General features: G+C 75.0%; 12 protein-coding genes and 1 other RNA gene. 5 read left to right on the top strand and 8 right to left on the bottom strand.

All coding sequences use genetic code 11. The features are described 5' to 3' along the window. Positions 1 to 14: 14 nt before the first annotated feature. Genes FHG10_RS06805 through FHG10_RS06780 form a run of 6 tightly spaced genes read right to left on the bottom strand, consistent with a single transcriptional unit; the run spans position 15 to position 7,943 of the window. Positions 15 to 1,094, bottom strand: coding sequence for a phosphotransferase (locus FHG10_RS06805; RefSeq protein ID WP_152352538.1), 1,080 nt, complete (start codon positions 1,092 to 1,094; stop codon positions 15 to 17). Continuing rightward, positions 1,091 to 2,380 carry an aminoglycoside phosphotransferase family protein gene (locus tag FHG10_RS06800; protein ID WP_152352537.1) on the bottom strand — a complete coding sequence of 430 codons (1,290 nt, stop codon included), beginning with the start codon at positions 2,378 to 2,380 and terminating at the stop codon, positions 1,091 to 1,093. The genes FHG10_RS06805 and FHG10_RS06800 overlap by 4 nt, the downstream gene beginning before the upstream one ends. Next, entirely contained in the window at positions 2,377 to 4,146 is a 1,770-nt protein-coding gene (locus tag FHG10_RS06795; protein ID WP_152352536.1) for an ABC transporter ATP-binding protein, read from the bottom strand. Before FHG10_RS06795 ends, FHG10_RS06800 begins: the two co-directional genes overlap by 4 nt. After that, positions 4,143 to 5,423: a glycosyltransferase family 4 protein gene (locus FHG10_RS06790; RefSeq protein WP_227488084.1), complete on the bottom strand. Its 1,281-nt coding sequence runs from the start codon at positions 5,421 to 5,423 to the stop codon at positions 4,143 to 4,145. The genes FHG10_RS06795 and FHG10_RS06790 overlap by 4 nt, the downstream gene beginning before the upstream one ends. Then, the gene (locus tag FHG10_RS06785; RefSeq protein WP_152352535.1) at positions 5,420 to 6,718 is read right to left on the bottom strand and encodes a glycosyltransferase family 4 protein; all 1,299 of its coding nucleotides are present in this window, start codon (positions 6,716 to 6,718) and stop codon (positions 5,420 to 5,422) included. Before FHG10_RS06785 ends, FHG10_RS06790 begins: the two co-directional genes overlap by 4 nt. Beyond that, positions 6,708 to 7,943 carry a glycosyltransferase family protein gene (locus FHG10_RS06780; RefSeq protein WP_152352534.1) on the bottom strand — a complete coding sequence of 412 codons (1,236 nt, stop codon included), beginning with the start codon at positions 7,941 to 7,943 and terminating at the stop codon, positions 6,708 to 6,710. Before FHG10_RS06780 ends, FHG10_RS06785 begins: the two co-directional genes overlap by 11 nt. 270 nt (positions 7,944 to 8,213) lie before the next feature. Between FHG10_RS06780 and FHG10_RS06775 the strand changes: the two genes are divergently transcribed. Then, entirely contained in the window at positions 8,214 to 9,698 is a 1,485-nt protein-coding gene (locus tag FHG10_RS06775) for a UDP-glucose dehydrogenase family protein (RefSeq protein WP_152352533.1), read from the top strand. Positions 9,699 to 9,828: 130 nt separating this feature from the next. On the opposite strand, the gene FHG10_RS06770 is transcribed toward FHG10_RS06775, so the two are convergent. Beyond that, entirely contained in the window at positions 9,829 to 11,367 is a 1,539-nt protein-coding gene (locus FHG10_RS06770) for an alanine/glycine:cation symporter family protein (protein ID WP_152352532.1), read from the bottom strand. A 324-nt stretch (positions 11,368 to 11,691) separates the two neighbouring features. On the opposite strand from FHG10_RS06770, the gene ffs reads away from it, so the two are divergent. The 4 genes from ffs to FHG10_RS17920 all read left to right on the top strand — a co-directional run bounded on the left by ffs (position 11,692) and on the right by FHG10_RS17920 (position 15,767). Continuing rightward, an RNA gene (gene ffs, locus FHG10_RS06765) (signal recognition particle sRNA small type) lies at positions 11,692 to 11,788 on the top strand. A 53-nt stretch (positions 11,789 to 11,841) separates the two neighbouring features. After that, positions 11,842 to 12,990 (top strand): FAD-dependent monooxygenase, encoded by a 1,149-nt coding sequence (locus FHG10_RS06760; RefSeq protein ID WP_152352531.1) that lies wholly within the window; start codon positions 11,842 to 11,844, stop codon positions 12,988 to 12,990. Between the two features lie 105 nt (positions 12,991 to 13,095). Continuing rightward, positions 13,096 to 14,565 carry a TIGR01777 family oxidoreductase gene (locus tag FHG10_RS06755; RefSeq protein ID WP_152352530.1) on the top strand — a complete coding sequence of 490 codons (1,470 nt, stop codon included), beginning with the start codon at positions 13,096 to 13,098 and terminating at the stop codon, positions 14,563 to 14,565. A 38-nt stretch (positions 14,566 to 14,603) separates the two neighbouring features. Then, positions 14,604 to 15,767: a hypothetical protein gene (locus FHG10_RS17920; protein WP_193636218.1), complete on the top strand. Its 1,164-nt coding sequence runs from the start codon at positions 14,604 to 14,606 to the stop codon at positions 15,765 to 15,767. A 51-nt stretch (positions 15,768 to 15,818) separates the two neighbouring features. Here FHG10_RS17920 and FHG10_RS06745 read toward each other — a convergent pair whose 3' ends face one another. Beyond that, positions 15,819 to 17,669, bottom strand: a complete 1,851-nt coding sequence (locus FHG10_RS06745) for a Na+/H+ antiporter (RefSeq protein WP_152352529.1) — start codon at positions 17,667 to 17,669, stop codon at positions 15,819 to 15,821. Positions 17,670 to 17,683: the final 14 nt, after the last annotated feature.

Below are 17,683 nucleotides of genomic sequence, written 5' to 3'. Positions count from 1 at the left end.
CTGCGCGCGCGGCCTCACGTGGCGATCCCGGGATCACGCAGGCCGTAGACGGCGCGCAGGCGCAGGCGGGTCGCTTCCGCGCAGGCGGGCAGGGCTCCGCGCACGGCGGCGTCCGGGCGCGCGCCCTCGAGCACGGCCCCGGCCGCCTCCGCGGGGTCGGCCAGCAGCCCCTGCTCGGCGCGCAGCTCGAGGTGCACCAGCAGGTTCGCGAGGTCCAGGGCCGGATGCGCGAGCGCCAGCAGATCGACGTCGAGCACACCGATCCTGTCACCCGCGAGCAGCATCTGGCCGTCGTGCAGGTCGCGGTGGGCGATCACCGGGCGGAGGGGCTCGGGCAGCGCGGGCAGGGTGCGTGAGCCGCCTCCGGCCCCTGCGCGTCCGGCTCCTGCGTGCACGGCGGCCAGGCGGGTCCAGCGCGCGATCACGGCGTGCTCCTCGCGGGGGCCGTGGGTGCCCAGGGCAGGGACGTCCTCGGCCTGGGGATCGAGGGAGGCGAGGCGGGCGAGGAGGTGGCCGGCCCGTTCGCAGGCCGCTGCGGCATCGGCGGTGTCCAGCAGGTCGGTCAGCCTCCGACCGGGCAGGGCACGGGTGCGCAGGATCCCGGCGGCGGCATCCGTCCCCAGCACCTCGGGTGCGCCCAGGCCCTGACCGGCCGCCCAGCGGGCGCGAGCCGCGGCCGGGGCCAGGCGCTCGGGGCGCAGCACCTTGACGAACGCGTCCGGGGCGGCGAGCACGGCCCGCCGCTCGGGCCGGTGGGCGACCAGGCGGTGGCCGGGCGCGGCGACCAGGTCAGCGAGCGGACGCAGGCGCCGATCGGCCCCCGCGCCCTGGAGCACGACGCGGTCCTCCGCTCGGGCACCCGGCGTGCTGCGAGCCACGTGCGCGGCCCGCTCGGGATCCCGGAACCACTGCCCGGCGACGCTCGCGCCGTCGGGGCGCCGCAGGTCCAGCAGCAGGTGGTCCTCGTCCCGGGGCCAGGCCCGCGCCAGGCGCCACCCGGCCTCGGCGAAGGGCTCGAAGCCTCGGGGGCGGAAGGGCCGCGCGGGCAGCAGCGGGAGGGTCGATGCCCCCGGGGCGCGGGCGATGGTGCTCATCGGGTGTGCTCCTCGGTGGTCGTGGTCGTGGTCGCGGTCGTCGCGGTGGCCGGGGTGGGAGCGGAGACGGACGGCGCGGCGGCGGGCCTTGCGGCCGACGGACCGGCGGGGTCCTCGAGCAGGGCCTCGGTCTCGGCGAGCGCCGCGCGCAGGGCGCGGGGCCAAGCGGGATCGCCCGTGCGCAGCGGCTCCGCTGCGCGAGCCAGTCGGGCGTGGGCGCGGGCCGTCCCCAGATCGGCGGGCACGGGGGAGATCTCGTCGTACCCGGTCAGCAGAGCCTCCCAGGCGGATGCGGAGAGCCCGGCCGCGTCGGCGGTCGCGAGGTCCCGCGAGCGCGGGCCCGCGCCGCTGCGGTCCCAGTCCAGCAGCGCGAGGCCGTCCGGCCCCACCAGCAGCTGGTCGGCGGAGAAGTCCCCGTGGCACCAGACCGCGGCGCCTGCTCCCTGCGCCGACGACCCGCCCTGCCCGCCTCCCCGCCCGTCGGCGGGCAGGGCGGCGGCCAGCCGCGCCGCGATCTCCGCGGCGCGCTCGCCCTCCTCGGGCAGCAGCGCGGTGATCTGCGCGGCGAGGTCTCGCGGGTCCGGCAGGGGAGAGGCGGCACGGGCCGGCACGGGCAGGCGGTGCCAGCGCGCGATCCCGCGGCCCGCCTCGCGCAGCGCCTCGCAGCGTGCGCTCCCGTCCTCGAGCAGGTCCAGGCGGGTGCCGAGCAGCACCTCCGTCGCGAGCAGCCCCCGGCGCGGGTGCTCGGCGAGGATCCGCGGGACGCGCAGCGGCAGCGGACCGTCGGCCTCGGCGCGCGGCCAGCGCGCGCCGAGGCCCGCGAGATCCCCCCGACGGTACAGCCGCAGCACGGGGCCGACGGCCGCACCCTCCGCCCCCTGGCGTCGGCCGACCCAGCGGCGCTGCGGCTTGTAGGCGAGGGTCAGGGCGGCGGGCGAGTGCGATGCTCTGCGGGCCAGGGAGCGCAGTCCCGGCAGGCGGCGGTCGGCACGCGGGCGTGCGATCAGCAGCCGCAGCGCGCGGTCGTGGTGCAGGACGGATCCTTCGGGTGCCCGGACGGCGGCCTTCTCGAGCTTCACGGCGGCGCGCGGGCTCGTGGCCAGGGCGAAGGCAGGGCCGACGGGCGTCTCGAGCCCGGCGACGACGCTCGTGCCGGGCTTCAGCCGCAGGTATCGCACGCGCATCCCGCGGGCGGCGAGCGCCCCCGGATCCAGCAGCAGCCCCAGGGCGGGAAGGTCCCTCTCGCGGGCGATCAGCGCCCGGGTCTCGGCCGGCAGCGCGCTCATGCCGCCGTCCCGGGGAGCACTCGAGCGGGCGGACCATCGGCCCGGACCTGGCCGTCCTCGATGCGCACGGCGCGCTCGGCGTCGGCCGCGACAGCGAGATCGTGGGTGATCACGAGGGTCGTGCGGCCCTCGGTGAGCCGGTAGAGCGCGGCGATGACCTCGGACTCCGTGTCGGGGTCCAGCCCCGTGAGGGCCTCGTCGAGGATCACCACGGGGGCCCGGCGCACCGCGGCGCGCGCGATCGCGATCCGCTGGCGCTGCCCGCCCGACAGCCCCGCCCCGCGGTCGGCGAGCACGGTGTCGTAGCCCTCGGGCAGGGAGCGGATGAAGCCGTCGGCCCCGGCGATGCGGGCGGCCTCGAGGATCTCCTCCTCGCTCGCCCCGTGGGCGGCGCCGAAGGCGATGTTCTCCGCGATGGTCCCGGCGAAGAGCGGCGAGTCCTGCAGGACGATCGCGAGCTGCGCGCGCACCGAGTCCAGCGTGAGGTCGCGCAGGTCGTGCCCGTCGATGCGCACCGTGCCGGCATCGGGGTCGCGCAGGCGCACCAGCAGGCCCGCGAGCGAGGACTTGCCGGCACCGGAGGGGCCGACGACCGCCACGCGCTGTCCCGCCCGGATGTCCAGGTCGACGCCGCGCAGCACCGGATGGCCGGGCCGGTAGGAGAGGTCGACGCCCTCGAACTGCACGCGGCCCAGGAAGCGCGGCGCGGGGCGCGCCCAGGAGCTGTCGACGATGTCGGGCGTCTCGTCCATGATCTCCAGGATCCGCTCGCCGGAGGCCGCAGCCTTCGAGATGCGCCCGGTGTACTTCGCGATGTCCCGCAGCGGCCGGAAGGCCGTCTTGAGATAGGTGAGGAACACGGTGAGCTCGCCGATGCTCACGTCCCCGGCGAGCACACGGTAGGCGCCCGCGACCAGCACGATCGCGGTGGCCAGCCCCACCAGAACGTCCGTGGAGCGCTCGAGCCCGGCCGAGAGGCGCTTCGCGCGGACCCCGTCGTGCAGGGCCCTGGAGTTGCCGTCGGCGAAGCGGCCGCGCAGGCGCGACTGCAGGCTGTAGCTCTGCACCACGGCCATCGACCCGAGCGTCTCGGTGGCGAGGGAGGCGAGGTCCCCCTCCGCCCGGCGCTGTCGGCGCGAGACCGAGACGATGCGGCGGGTGGAGCGCCGCCCCAGCAGCGCGAAGGCGGGGAAGACCAGGAGTGCGACCAGCGCGAGCTGCCAGTCCATCACGAGCACCACCACGAGCATCCCCAGCAGGGTCACGATGTTGCCCGCGAGCGGGAGCATCGCGGTCACGGTGGCGTCCTGCAGGCGGCCGACGTCCCCGGTCACGCGCGTGACCAGGTCGCCGGTGCGCCGGGACTGATGGAAGCGCAGCGAGAGGATGTGCAGATGGTCGTAGAGCTGGGCGCGCACGGCGGTCAGCACCCGGTTCCCGGCCAGCGCGAAGGCCACGGTCATCCCGTAGGAGGCGGCGGCACGCAGGGCGACCACGCCGAGCAGCACGCAGCCGGCGCCGATCAGCAGCACGGGCAGGGGGAGGGAGGCGGCCCGCCCGGTCTGCGCGCCCGCCTCCCGGGCGAGGGTGTCGATGACGAAGGCCAGCGGCCAGGGCTCGACGAGCCGCAGGGCGACCTCGGCGAGCAGCGCGATCAGGCCGAGCACGAGCAGGCGCCTCTCGCGCAGGATCTGCGGGCGGAAGCGCTGGACGATGCTGCCGAGCATCGGCAGCGACTCCGCGAGCTTCGGGGTGCGGCGGCTCATCGGCGCCCCGCCTCCTCGGGGCGGGGCCCGGCGGCGGGCTCGGGCTCGGGGACGAGCCCGGATGCGCGGCCGGTCGCGGGCCCGAGGGGGAGGCCGACGGCTCCGAGCGCCCGTTCGACGACCCCGCGCCAGGTGTGCTCGGCGACCGCGGCGCGGCGGGCTGCCTCGCCCAGGGCGCGCCGCCGCTCGGGATCCGCGGCCAGGGCGGTGAGGGCGGCGGCGAGCGCGTCGGGATCGCCGGGAGCCACGAGCTCGCCGAGGCGGCCGTGGTCCAGCAGCGCGGGGATCTGGCCGATGGAGCTCGCGACGACGGGCAGCCCGGCCGCGAGGTATTCGAGCACCTTGAGCGGGGAGAAGTAGTGGTCGACGCTGTCCGGGTAGGGCGCGCAGGCCACATCCATCCGGTGCAGCTGCGCGGCGACCTCGTCGGGTGCGACGGCCCCGGTGAGCTCGAGGTCGACGCCGAGCTGCGCGGACCGCTCCTCGAGCCGGGCGCGCAGCGGTCCTTCGCCGACCACGAGGAGGCGCGGGCGGGGCGCGGCGCGGGCGACGGCCTCGACGAGAACGTCGACCCCGTGCCAGGGCTTGAGGGTGCCCAGGAACCCGACGGTGACGGGCGCGGAGCACGCGGAGGAGGGAGCGGAGCGCACGGGGTCCGCTCCCTCGGCGCGAGCGCGCGCCGGCGCGGGGGTGATCCGCTCGACGTCCACGCCGTTGGGCAGCACGAGGACGCGGGGGCGCGCGGCGGAGTCCTCCGGCAGTCGCGCGCGCACCCAGTCGGCCACGGCGTCGCTCACGCAGGTGATCGCCTGCGCGGCGGCGAAGGCCTCGCGCGCGACCGCCTCGGCGCGCGGGCGGTCGGCGAGCTCGCGGTGGGTCGCCTGCTCGTCGATGAGGGGCGCGTTGACCTCGAGGATGCTCGCCGCGCCGTGCGCGCGGGCCCACGTGCTCGCGCCGCGGCCCCAGAGGGCGTAGCGCTCGTAGACGAGGTCGGGAGCGATCCGCGTGAGCAGGGGGCCGACGGCGGCGTCCGCGGCCTGCGCGGCGCGCTCGCGCTGCGCGGCCGGGCCGCGGCCGACCTCCGGCAGGGCATGCAGGTGCAGGCGACGGGCGAGCGGATGCCCGAGCGGCTCGGGCCGCGGGGTGAGCACGTGGACCTCGTGCCCGGCCTCGACGAGCACGCGCAGCACGGACTGCAGGTGCACGGAGGCGCCCTTGGCGCCCAGCACCGGGATGCCCGGGTCGGTGGAGACGACGGCGAGCCGCAGGCGGGTCATGCGCCCACCTCCTGTGCGCGGGCGCCGGCGCGCTCGTGCAGCTGCGCGAAGAGGCCGCCGACGGCGCCCGCCTGGCGCGAGGCGTCGAAGCGCTCCTCGATGAGCGCCCGCCCGGCGAGGGAGAGCGCGCGGCGCAGGTCCGGGTCCGCGAGCAGGGACTCGAGCGCGTCGGAGAGCGCCGGGGCGTCGTCCTCGGGGACGAGCAGGCCGGTGCTGCCGTCCCGGATCGCCTCCGGGATGCCGGTGACGGGCGTGCTCACGCACGGAGTGCCCAGCGCCATCGCCTCGAGGAGCACGGTGGGAAGGCCGTCGCGGTTGCCGTCCGACCCCACCCGGCAGGGCGCGGCGAAGACGCTCGCCGTGCGCACGAGATCGCGCATCCGGTCCTGGGGGAGCGGGCCCAGCAGGCGCACCCGGTCCTCGAGCCCCGCGGCGAGGATCTGGGCGCCCAGGTCCGCCTCGAGCGGCCCGGCGCCGGCGATGTCCACGGCGAGGTCGACGCCGCGAGCGCGCAGGATCGATGCCGCCTCGACGAGCACGTCGAAGCCCTTCTTCTCGACGAGCCGGCCCACGGCCACGACGTGCGCGGGCTCGCCCGCATCGGCGCGGGCCCCGCGGAAGGGGAAGCGCTCGAGGGCGATCCCGTTGTGGATGCGGCGCACGGCGCGGGCGTCCTCGCCGAAGGACTCGCGCAGGTGGGCGAGGTTGAAGTCGCTGACGGTGATGGCCGCCGCCGCGCCCGCGAGCTTCGCGCGGAGGTCGGCCGCGTCGACCTCCTCGTGGAAGATGTCCTTCGCGTGCGCGGTGAAGGAGTAGGTGATGCCCGCGAGGCGCGCGGCCAACCGCGCGACCGTGGTCGCGGTGGAGGCGAAGTGGGCGTGTAGATGGGTGATGCCGCGGGCCCGCGCGGCGCGGGCGAGGTCGAGGGCCTGGGCGGCCTCGCGCGGGGAGGCGGCCGCGAGGTCGACCAGGTCCTCGGGGCCGACGGGGCCGAGGTCGGCGAGGTGATCGCGCAGGGCCTGCCAGAGGTGCTCGGCGCGCAGCGTGCCGGGATGGAGGTACTGCACGGGCGCGCGCAGGTGCGCGAGGTCCGGGTGGAAGCGGCCGTCCACGGGCAGGCGCAGGGAGAACACCTCGAGGTCCGCGCCGCGGGCCTCGAGCTCGAGCATCTCGGTGAGGATGAAGGTCTCGGAGAAGCGCGGGTACATCTTCATCACGTAGCCGATGCGCGGGCCGTCCTGCAGGAGGGCTGGGCGCGGCGCGCGGTGCGGGCCGGGGGCGTTCTCATGCGGCATGACGGGACTCCTCGATCAGGGACAGGGTGCGGGCGGAGACGGCGTCCAGGCCGTCGAGGTCGATGCGGGCGCGAGCCGCGGCGGCGGCCCGGGCCGCGTCGGGGCCGACGGCGGTCTCCAGCCAGCGCGTGAGCACGGCGGGGGAGACCTCCCCGTCGAGCGCGGGGTCCAGGACGTCGACGGCCCCGCGGGCCGCGAGGGCGCGGGCGCGGATCAGCTGCTCGGTCCGCGGACGGGTGCGGGGCACGAGCAGCGCGGGGACCGTGCTGCCCAGGATCTCGACGCTCGAGTTGCAGCCGGCCATGGAGACCACGGCGCTCGCCGCGTGCAGCAGGTCCTCGGGGTCGTCGGTGAAGCCCTGCACGCGCATCCGGCCCTGCGCCGGGCGGCGCGCGGCGGCGAGGTCCTCGAGGTCCCGTCGCGCCGCAGCCGGCAGGAAGGGGCCGGTCAGCAGCACGCCCTCGTGCCCGGCGGGCAGACGGGCGGCGGCGAAGGCGCGGGCGAGGGCCTCGGCGTCCTGGCCCCCGCCCAGCTGGCACAGCACGAGCGGCGAGCGGGGCGGCGCTGCGCCCCGGGGGTCAGCGCTCCCGGTGCCGGGGCCCGCCGCAGCGCGGGGACGCGGCCGACGCCCGAGATACCCGAGCGACAGGGTGCGGGCGGCGACGTCCGCCGGCAGCCCGTACTCGCGCACGGTGTCGAACACGGCGGGATCCCCGTAGACCCACACCTCGTCCACGTGCTCGCGGATCACGGCGAGCGTGCCGTCGCGCGCCCACTCGCGGTGCACGCTCGCGGCGTCGTCCAGGACCTCGCGCAGCCCCAGCACCACGCGCGTGCCGGCGCCGTCGGCCGCGAGGGACGCGAGTGCCCCCAGCAGCTCGCCGCCGAGCCCGGCGGGGACCTTGTCGATGATCAGCAGATCGGGGGCGAAGGCCGTGAGCGCGCCGCCCAGCACCGCGCGGCGCACCGCGAGCACGTCCTCGAGCCGTCCGCCGTGGCGCCGGGGGACGTAGGTGCCCGCACCGTCCTTCGTGACCGTGGGGAGGGTGACCAGGTCGGTGCGCGGCGGCGTCGGCAGCCGGGCCGCCTCGGGGTTGCCGGTGAGCAGCAAGAGGTCGGCCTCGGCATGTGCGGCGGCGACGGCCTCGGCGATCGCGAGCTGTCGGCGCGTGTGCCCCAGCCCCACGGTGTCGTGCGAGTACAGCGCGACCCGGAACCTCGTCATCGTCCTCTCCTCCCCTCGGACCTCCGGCGTGGGAGCGCGGTCGTGCGCCGTGCCCCGCATCCACGGTGGCGGTCGCGGATGAGGCGGCGATGAGGCGCCGATGAGGAACTCTTCATGAATCTTCCGCCCGGCTCCCGGGGACCGCAGAGTCGGGGTCGAGGACGCGCCGTCGGCACGGCCGGGAGGGCCCCGACGGGTCCCGCGCCCGGTGGACCGCCGGACCGGACCCGCGGCGCTCCTCGATGCGACCGATGAGAGAAGGAGTGCCCGATGAGGATCAGCGTGATCGGCTGCGGCTACCTGGGGGCGGTGCACGCCGCGTGCCTGGCTTCGGCCGGCCATGATGTGGTGGGCATCGAGCACGACCCGGAGCGCGCTCATGCCCTGCAGAGAGGGGCGCCCGAGATCCACGAGCCGCACCTCGAGGAGCTGCTGCGCGAGGGCCTGGCCGCCGGGCGCCTCGCCTTCAGCCCCCGGGACACCGCGGCCGAGGGCTGCGACGTGCACTTCGTGTGCGTGGGCACGCCGCAGCGCGACGACACCGGGGCGAGCGACACCCGCGCGGTCCACGGCGCGATCGACGCCCTCGCAGCCCGGGTCCGGCCCGGGCAGGTCGTCGTGGGCAAGTCCACGGTGCCCGTCGGCACCGCGGAGGAGGCCGCCGCGCGCCTGGCGGAGAGGTCGCCCGGTGTGCCTCTCGTGTGGAACCCCGAGTTCCTGCGGGAGGGCACGGCCGTCGCGGACACCCTCCGCCCCGAGCGCCTCGTCTACGGCGTCGACCGCTCCGGTCACGAGAGGACGGCGCGCGCCGTCGCCCTGCTCGACGAGGTCTACGCCCCGCAGCTGCGGGCCGGCGTGCCGCGGCTGGTCACCGATCTCGCCACCGCCCAGCTCGTGAAGGTCGCCGCGAACTCCTTCCTCGCCGCGAAGATCTCCTTCATCAACGCGATGGCGGAGGTCTGCGAGGCCAGCGGCGGCGATGTCGACGAGCTCGCCGACGCCATCGGCATGGACGAGCGCATCGGGCGCAGCTTCCTGGATGCGGGCCTGGGCTTCGGCGGCGGCTGCCTGCCCAAGGACGTGCGCGGCTTCCGCACGCGGGCCCGGGAGCTCGGTGCCGGAGGGGCAGATGCTCTCCTCGGGGCGGTCGACGACATCAACGCGCGGGCGGCCCTCGACGTCGTCGAGCTCGTGCGCGAGCGCCTCGGCGGGGTCCTCGCCGGCCATCGCGTGTGCGTGCTGGGCGCGACCTTCAAGCCGCGCAGCGACGACGTGCGCGACGCGCCCGGGCTCGCGATCGCCGAGGCCCTGCGGCGCGAGGGCGCCCGGGTCACGGTCGCCGATCCGCTCGGCGTGCGCGGCGCCCGGCGCAGCCACCCGCAGCTGAGGGCCACCGACGATCTCGCCCTCGCCCTCGAGGGCGCCCACGCCGTGGTGCTCGCGACCGCCTGGCCCGAGTACCTGCGCATGGACCCGCACTGGGCGGGAGAGCAGGTGGCGCGCCGCCTGCTCGTCGACGGGCGCGGGGCGATGCCGACGGCGCTGTGGCAGGAGGTCGGCTGGGAGGTGCGCAGCATCGGGCGGCGCGGCGACCGCACCACCGACGGCGTACTCGCCGCCGGTCGTGACCGGCACGGTCACGGCGGGATGTCGAGGATCGGCCCAGGCTCCCTGAACGGGATGGCCGACGGCGAAGACCCGTCCGATCGCACGTGGTCCCAGGTCGGGGCGCCGGGGACCCGCCAGCCGGCGTGAGAGCCCGGTCGCGGTCGGGGGACCGAGCTGGTCACCGCCCGCTCATCGCGACAGCAGCGCGTCCCGGCCAGAGCCGGGACGCGCTGCTGTCATCGTGCAGGGCCGGGGGAGGCGAGGGCCGCCCCGCCGGTCAGGGGACGGGGACCTCCTCGCCCGCCTCGCCCTTGGTGATGCGGCCGTCGGCCCGATCCTCCCAGAACGTGGCGTTGCGGATCCCCAGCGGGCGCGGGTCGAACTCCGGGTCCAGCCCCTGCCGCTTCTGCCGCATGTAGTCCTTGTAGGCCTTCAGGGCGGGCACCTGCAGGACGATGATGCCCAGGATGTTCAGCCAGGCCATCGCCCCGACGCCGATGTCGCCGAGACTCCAGGCGGCACCGGTGGTGGTCACGGCGCCGTAGGCGACCGAGACCAGCAGCAGAGCCTGCAGGATGCGGATCAGCGCACGCCGCAGGAGCCCGTTGCGGACCCGGCGGAGCAGATAGGTCAGGTTCGTCTCCGCCATGTAGTAGTAGGCCACGATGGTCGTGAAGGCGAAGAACGCCAGGGCGACGGCGACGAACGTGGGTCCTCCGTTGGGCAGCAGGGTGTCGAAGCCGTTCTGCACGAATCCGGGGCCGACGGCGGTGTCGGTCGGGAGGTCGCCGTTGTAGAGCGTCGGGGCGCTCTCGTCCGCGCCGTCGAACACGCGGTACATGTTCGTGGAGATGATGATGAATGCCGTCGCAGAGCACACGAACAGGGTGTCGATGTAGACGGCGAAGGCCTGCACGAAGCCCTGCTTGGCGGGGTGGGAGACCTCGGCGGCCGCGGCGGCGTGGGGGCCGGTTCCCTGGCCCGCCTCGTTGGAGTAGATGCCGCGCTTGACGCCCCAGGAGATCGCGGCCCCCAGGATGCCGCCGAACGCGGAGTTCGCGCCGAACGCGCTGGAGAAGATCAGGCCGAACACGTGGCCGATCTGGTCGAAGTTCACGAAGAACACGGCCAGGGCCAGCAGGATGTAGAGGATCGCCATGATCGGGACGACGTACACGGCGAAGTTCGCGATCCGCTTGACGCCGCCGATCACGATGAAGGCCAGCAGGATGACCGCGGCGATCGCGACCGCCCACACCGGCAGGTCCCAGGCCTCGTTCATGGCCACGGCCATGCCGTTGGACTGGACGCCGGGAAGGAAGAAGCTCATCGCGATCACGGTGACGATCGCGAACGCGATCGCATACCCGCGGAAGAAGCCCCGTGCCTTCGTGTGCGCGTAGGCCTTCTCGAAGTAGTAGGCGGGGCCGCCGCGGTACTCGCCGGTGTCCTTGTCCTTCTCCTTGTAGATCTGGCCCAGGGTGCACTCGACGAACGAGGTCGAGGCCCCGAGGAAGGCGACGGCCCACATCCAGAACACGGCACCGGGGCCGCCGAAGGCGATCGCGGTCGCGACGCCGCCGATATTGCCCATGCCCACACGACCGGCCAGGGACATCATCAGGGACTGGAAGGAGGAGACGCCGTCGGGCGAGCGCTCCCCGTGGCGCAGCTGGTTGAGCATGTCAGGGATGTTGCGCACCTGCAGGAACACGGTCCGCAGGGAGAAGTACACGCCTGCGAGCAGGCACAGTGCGACCAGGGGGGTCGACCATATGACACTGTCGACCGCGCTGATCAGGTCAGCGAATGACATCGTGACTCCGGGGAATAGGGGACGGGAGCTGGGCGGGGCGACCGTGAGCGGCGTCACCACGCAGTGGGGACAACCTAGACCCTGCGGTGGGCGGAGGTCGGATCCATCCCCATCCGTTATCCGTTCGAGACGCGCTGCGGCGCTGCGTGCGCACGCCTGTGACGAGCGGCGACGGGTCGCCCTGCGCGGGCGACCCCGGGGGCACCCGTCCGTCCGCTCCCGGGCGTGTCGGCACCGTGGTGCTCGGTCGACGGCCGCGGGTGAGGCGGACGACATCCTGCGCCCTGCGGATGCGTCGCGCCCCTGGGGTTCTGTAGAGTTGCTCCCGACCCCTCGTGCGGTGTCACCCCACTGAACTCCCCCAGGGCCTGACGGCAGCAAGGGCAGGTGGGCTCTGGCAGGTGCGCGAGGGGTCCTCTCATGCCCGGGCCCCCACCGCAGGAGCCGGTGCGTAGGCTCGCGTAGGCTCATCCCATGGAGATCCTGATCGTGGGCGGGGGAGTCTGCGGGCTCGCTCTCGCCCACGGCCTGGCCGCCGACCATGACGTGAGCGTCCTCGAGAGCTCGCCGGGACCTCGCGGCGGCGGGTACATGATCGATTTCTTCGGACCCGGCGTCGAGGCCGCACGGCGTCTGGGCGTGCTCGAAGGGATGCGCGAGCGCTCCCGGGTCTTCGCGGGTGTGCGCTACGTCGACGCCGAGGATCGCGTGCACGGGCGGATCGAGGTCGCTCCGCTGGTCGAGGTCCTGGGAAGCCACTACTTCTCGATCCTGCGCCCGGAGGTCGAGCTCGCCCTGCTCGCCGACCTGCCTGCCGCGGTCGACCTGTGCTACTCCTCCCGCGTCCGCTCCGTGCATCCTGCCCTGCGGCCCGGTGATCGACCCCGGGTCGTGCTCGCCGGAGGCGAGGAGCTGTCGGCGGATCTCGTGGTGGGATGCGACGGCGTGCGCTCGCGCGTGCGCGCCGCGGTCGCTCCTGCGCATGCCGAGGTGGTGCCGATGGGATATCGCGCCTCGAGCTTCCTGTTCGAGGATCCGGAGGTCGCGACGGAGCTCGGCGACTGGGCGATGCTCACCGATTCGCTCGAGCGCACGGCGGGCCTCTACGCGTGCGACGAGCGCAGAGCGGCGCTGCTGCTGATGGAGACGGTCGACCCCCGCGTCACCGCACGCCCCGCCCCGGATGCGGATCTCCTGCGATCGCGCTTCGCCGGGCTGCACCCCCTCGCGGACCGTGCGCTGGCCCACGCACCGGCGCAGTACTACGACGACCTGGTCGCCCAGTCCTCCTCGCCGGTCTGGAGCCGAGGCGGCGTGACCCTCGCCGGGGATGCCGCGCATGCCGTCTCGCTCCTCGCGGGGCAGGGCACCTCGCTCGCGATCGCGGGCGCCGACTCCCTCGCGACAGCCCTGCACCGCAGCAAGCCGCACAGGGACGCCGGCCTGGCCGAGTACGAGCGGAGGATGCGTCCGCTCGCGCAGAGGGCGCAGCGCAGCGGCCGGCGCAGCGCGGGGACCTTCATCGCCCGCAGCCCTGCCCAGCGCCTTGTGCACCGGGCGGGACGTCGGATGCTCGCCGCGCCGCCGCTGGCCCGATGGATCACCCGCCGCCTGGTCGCGTGAGCGGTCGGGCTCGACGCGTCGACCATCGGCCCGTCGGACCCGCGCCCTGGGGCGCGTACCGTGGTGCCCCACCGTGAACACCCGCGACCCCGCCGGGAGGCACCGATGCGCATCGAGGCGCGCACCCCGCTGAACCATCCCGTCGACGAGGTCCTCGCCTGGCACGAACGGCCCGGCGCCCTGGTCCGGCTCACCCCGCCCGGCACGGCCCGGATCGAGGACCCCGACACAGGAGGACTCGACGTCGGCAGACGGGTCACCGTGCGGCTCGGCCCGCCCCTGCTGCCGAGGGGGCTCAGCCCCCGCTGGGAGCTGCGCCACGCCTCCCGTGAGGATCGCGGAAGCGGCGCGACGGCCGTCCACTCCTTCGTCGACGCCCAGGTCACCGGACCCTTCCGCACATGGCGGCACCAGCACGAGATCGCCGGGACCGGGCCCGGGGCCTCGGAGATCCGCGATCGCATCGATCTCGAGCTGCCCGGCGGGATCGGCGAGACCGGCGGGATCGGCGCCGACGAGGCAGGCGGCATCGGCGGTCTCCCGACCCGCGAGGCCCGGCGGACGATCGAGCGCATGCTCGCCTTCCGCGGCGAGCAGCTGCGCGACGACCTCGCCTTCCATTCCCGCCGCGCCGGGTCCCCGCGGCTGGTGGTCGCGATCGCCGGGGCCTCCGGGCTGATCGGCACCCAGCTCGTCGCGCTGCTGCGCACCGGCGGCCACCGGGTGATCCGCATGGTCCGCGGGCGCGCCGAGGGCCCTGACGAGATCTCCTGGGACCCCGAGCGCGGCGAGCTCGACCCGGCCGATCTCGAGGGCGTCGACGCCGTCGTGAACCTCGCCGGTCGGCCGATCTCCACCCGCTTCACCGCGCGCACCGAGCGCGAGATCCTCGCGTCGCGCGTGCACGGCGGCGACCTCATCGCCCGCACGCTCGCGCGCATGCGGGGCGGGTCGGATGGAGCGTCGGACGGGCCCAGGATCCTCGTGCAGGCCAGTGCGATCGGCGCCTACGGGGCCCAGCGGCCGGGCGAGGCGCTCACCGAGGACGACGCCTTCGGCGACGACGTCCTGGCCCGTGTCTGCGAGGCCTGGGAGGCCAGCAGCGCCCCGGCGGCGCGGGCGGGCGTGCGCGTGGTGCACCTGCGCACGGGCATCGTCCTGTCCGACGGGGGAGGGGCGCTGCTCCCGCAGATCCCCATGTTCCTCGCCGGGGTCGGCGGGCGGCTCGCCGCCCCCGATGCCGTGCTCTCCTGGATCACCCTGGACGACATGACCCGTGCCTACGCCCACGCCCTGTGCGCGGACGACCTCGAGGGGCCCGTCAACGCGGTCGCGCCCGCGCCCGTCACCTCGCGAGAGTTCGCCCGCACGCTGGGGCGCGTGCTGCACCGGCCCTCGCTCGTGCCCGTCCCCGCCTTCGGGCCCGCCCTGCTGCTCGGGAACGAGGGAGCGAAGGAGCTCGTGCGCGCCGACCAGGACGTCGACGCGTCGCGCCTGCTGGGGAGCGGTTTCGACCCCGTCCACACGGAGCTCGAGCAGGCGCTGCGCCACGTGCTGCGTCGACCGATCGTCTGAGGGGACGACCGTCGTCCGCCCCGATCCCATGCTTCCGCATGATCCCGGCGCCGGGTCGGCCCGGCACGATGGAGGGCATGCAGGACGAGGGGACGCAGGAGCGGGAGCCGGCCGTCGAGGGGACGGGCCCCGAGGGATCTGACGGCGCCGGCGAGAGCGATGAGGGGTTCGGCGCGCACCGCGCCACGCGCTTCGGCGCCGACGTCCACTACGAGGGGCGGCGCGACGGCCACGACTACATCGCCCAGGTGCGCCACCGCTTCCTGGACACCGAGGCCGTCATCCTCCTCGACGGCGTGCGCCACGACCCGAAGAGCGAGAAGGCGCTCGCGAAGGCCGACCGCGCGGAGGACGTCACCACGGCGGACGGCCTCGCGCTGAAGCTCGAGGAGGGCTTCTTCCGCAGCACGATCACCGTGCGCAGACCCACCGCGAACGGGACGATGAAGGACCGGGAGAAGCTCGTCGTGCGCACCACGACGCTCGGCGGCGCTGGTGAGGTCGATGTGGTCGGCGCGGACGAGCTCGTCGGGTCCCCGCTGGTGCCTGCCGAGGGGTCTCCCTCCGCCGCGCGCGAGGCCCGCAAGGCCGATCATCCCGTGCGCTTCGGCCTGATCGCCGCGGGCGCCCAGGCGGCGCGCTTCCTGGTGCCCCTGCTGGGTCTGGGCGCGCTGCTGTCCGGGCTGCTCGATCCGGTCACGCGCTGGATCGGCCGACGCGTGGAGCCGGTCATCACCTGGATCGACGAGGCGACGCGCGGCGTCCGCACCTGGATCGGGGAGGTCACCCGTCCCGTGCGGGAGGTCGTCGACGCGATCCTCGAGCCGATCCGCCGATTCCTCGGCTGGCTCTGGAACCTGCTGTTCGGGTGGATCCCGGAGATCCACCTGGGCATCGACGTGCCGGACTGGATCCTCGACTACCTGGTCCCCGTCCTCGTCGTCGTGGTCGTCTTCGTGGTCACGATCGGTACGATCCGCGACCGCAGGGAGCGCCTGGAGAAGGCGCGGCGCGGGGAAGATCCGACGGGGTCGGAGTCGAACGTGTCGCCCGATGACGGCGCCGACGGGCACGGCGCCGACGGGGACGACACGCACGACGCCGACGACGCCACAGGGGACGACGGGCGCGACGCGGTCGACGCCGATGACGCCGACCGTGACGGCGGACGCGAAGGACTCGACGACGAGACTCGCCGCTGAGGGCGCCTCGTCGGCACGGGTGCTGGACCTGACCGGGCTGTCCGGCGCCGCTCAGGCGGTCGCCTGGTGCACGTAGCACCAGCGCCAGGTCTCGCCGGGCTCGGCGGACTGCATGACCGGGTGGCTCGTGTCGTGGAAGTGCGCGGTCGCGTGCTGGCCGGGGGAGCTGTCGCAGCAGCCGACCTCCCCGCACTCCAGGCACTGGCGCAGGGCCACGGTGGCGGTGCCCTCCTCACGGCAGCGCCGGCAGAAGGCGCGCTCCGGCTCGGGGGTGCCGGCGGCAGGATAGCGCTGCAGGTCCTCGCACCAGCCGCCCTCGCCGCTGCCGGTGGCGACGATGTCCTCGCGGGCCTCGGCGCCGGAGTCCAGCAGGGACTCCTCGACGTCGAGCATGCCGAGCACCTCGCGCACCACGTGCGAGGGCACCTTGCCCTTCGAGCGGATCTCGATCACCCGGGCCCGCTCGGCCGCGAGCATCCGGCTGCGGATGCGGGTGAAGGCGTCGCTCGGGCTCTCCTGGCCCACCTGCGTGGACAATCGCTCCCAGGCGGCGAAGGTGCGCTGGTCCTGCCGGTCGCGGATCATCTGCACGACCGCGGGATCGTCCTGCTCCTCGCAGTCGGCGAGGACGGCGCCGCCGGCGTCGGCCGCCTTCTGCAGCAGGGTCGCGCGGGCGAGGGCGTCGGCCGCCGGATCGTTCGGGACCACGCGCAGCACGCGGGTGAGCCACGGCAGGGTGAGCCCCTGCAGGTAGAGCGTGCCCAGCACCGCCACCAGGGCGATCAGCACGAGCACGTCGTGATGCGGCACGGACGCGGGGATCACGAACACGGCCGCGATGGTGACGACGCCGCGCATGCCGGCCCAGCCCGTCACGATCACGTTCGGCCAGGGCGGACGACGGTCCTCGGGCACCCACAGCGTCATCACCAGGCGGCTCGCGCACATCCAGGCGAGCCGGGTGAGGATCACGACCGCAAGGGTCGCCGCGCACACGCCCAGCACGAAGCCCCAGCTCAGGGAGTGGCTGACGCCCGCGATGATCTGCGAGAACTGCAGACCGATCAGCAGGAACACCGCGTGCTCGAGGAGGAATGCGATCGAGGTCCAGGCGGCGTTCTCCGTGAGGCGCGAGGTCGAGGTCTGCACGAGCGGCGCCTTGTGGCCGATGAGCAGGCCGGCGACGACCACGGCGATCACGCCGGAGGCGTGGAGCTCCTCGCCCAGCAGGTAGGCGGCGAAGGGGACGACGAAGGAGATGCCGGTGTCCACGGCCGGGTCGTGCACCCAGCGCCGCACGGTGAGCACCGCGAACGCGACGGCGAGGCCCACGATCACTCCGCCTCCCGCGGCGATCAGGAAGTCCAGGCCTATCGAGCCGACCGCGACTGTCCCGGCGATCGCCGCGACCGCGGCCCGCAGCGCCACCAGCGCGGTGGCGTCGTTGAGCAGGGACTCGCCCTCGAGGACGGTGACGACCTGCCGGGGGAGGCCGATGCGACGCGCCACCGCGCTCGCCGAGACCGCGTCGGGCGGGGCGACGACGGCGCCGACGGCCAGGGCGACCGGCCAGGGGACCTCGGGCATGAGCAGGTGCACGGTCGCGCCCACCGTCACGGTCGTGACCACCACCAGGGCGATCGAGAGCATGGCGACCGTGCGCAGGTTCGCCCGGATGTCCACGAGGGAGGTCTGCAGCGCCGAGGAGTAGAGCAGCGGCGGCAGCAGACCCAGCAGCACGAGCTCGGGGGTGAGGCGGACCGCAGGCACGAAGGGGAGATAGGAGGCGATCACGCCGATGACGATGAGGACCATCGGCGCGGGCAGCCGCAGGCGGTCCGCGATCGCGGAGCCCGCCAGGACGGTCACCACCAGCAGGACGATGAACAGGACGATGTGCACGGGCGCATTCTCCT

Origin of the sequence: Brachybacterium subflavum (assembly GCF_009299795.1) — a bacterium.
Taxonomy (GTDB): Bacteria; Actinomycetota; Actinomycetes; order Actinomycetales; family Dermabacteraceae; genus Brachybacterium; species Brachybacterium subflavum.
This window is presented reverse-complemented; position numbering and strand designations above follow the sequence as displayed.

Bases quoted from the DNA above. Each gene is read 5' to 3' on its own strand.
- FHG10_RS06790 (WP_227488084.1), bottom strand. From the start codon at position 5,423: ATGACCCGCCTGCGGCTCGCCGTCGTCTCCACCGACCCGGGCATCCCG.
- FHG10_RS06805 (WP_152352538.1), bottom strand. From the start codon at position 1,094: ATGAGCACCATCGCCCGCGCCCCGGGGGCATCGACCCTCCCGCTGCTG.
- FHG10_RS06775 (WP_152352533.1), top strand. From the start codon at position 8,214: ATGAGGATCAGCGTGATCGGCTGCGGCTACCTGGGGGCGGTGCACGCC.
- FHG10_RS06760 (WP_152352531.1), top strand. From the start codon at position 11,842: ATGGAGATCCTGATCGTGGGCGGGGGAGTCTGCGGGCTCGCTCTCGCC.
- FHG10_RS06770 (WP_152352532.1), bottom strand. From the start codon at position 11,367: ATGTCATTCGCTGACCTGATCAGCGCGGTCGACAGTGTCATATGGTCG.
- FHG10_RS06795 (WP_152352536.1), bottom strand. From the start codon at position 4,146: ATGAGCCGCCGCACCCCGAAGCTCGCGGAGTCGCTGCCGATGCTCGGC.
- FHG10_RS06755 (WP_152352530.1), top strand. From the start codon at position 13,096: ATGCGCATCGAGGCGCGCACCCCGCTGAACCATCCCGTCGACGAGGTC.
- FHG10_RS06785 (WP_152352535.1), bottom strand. From the start codon at position 6,718: ATGCCGCATGAGAACGCCCCCGGCCCGCACCGCGCGCCGCGCCCAGCC.
- FHG10_RS17920 (WP_193636218.1), top strand. From the start codon at position 14,604: ATGATCCCGGCGCCGGGTCGGCCCGGCACGATGGAGGGCATGCAGGAC.
- FHG10_RS06780 (WP_152352534.1), bottom strand. From the start codon at position 7,943: ATGACGAGGTTCCGGGTCGCGCTGTACTCGCACGACACCGTGGGGCTG.
- FHG10_RS06800 (WP_152352537.1), bottom strand. From the start codon at position 2,380: ATGAGCGCGCTGCCGGCCGAGACCCGGGCGCTGATCGCCCGCGAGAGG.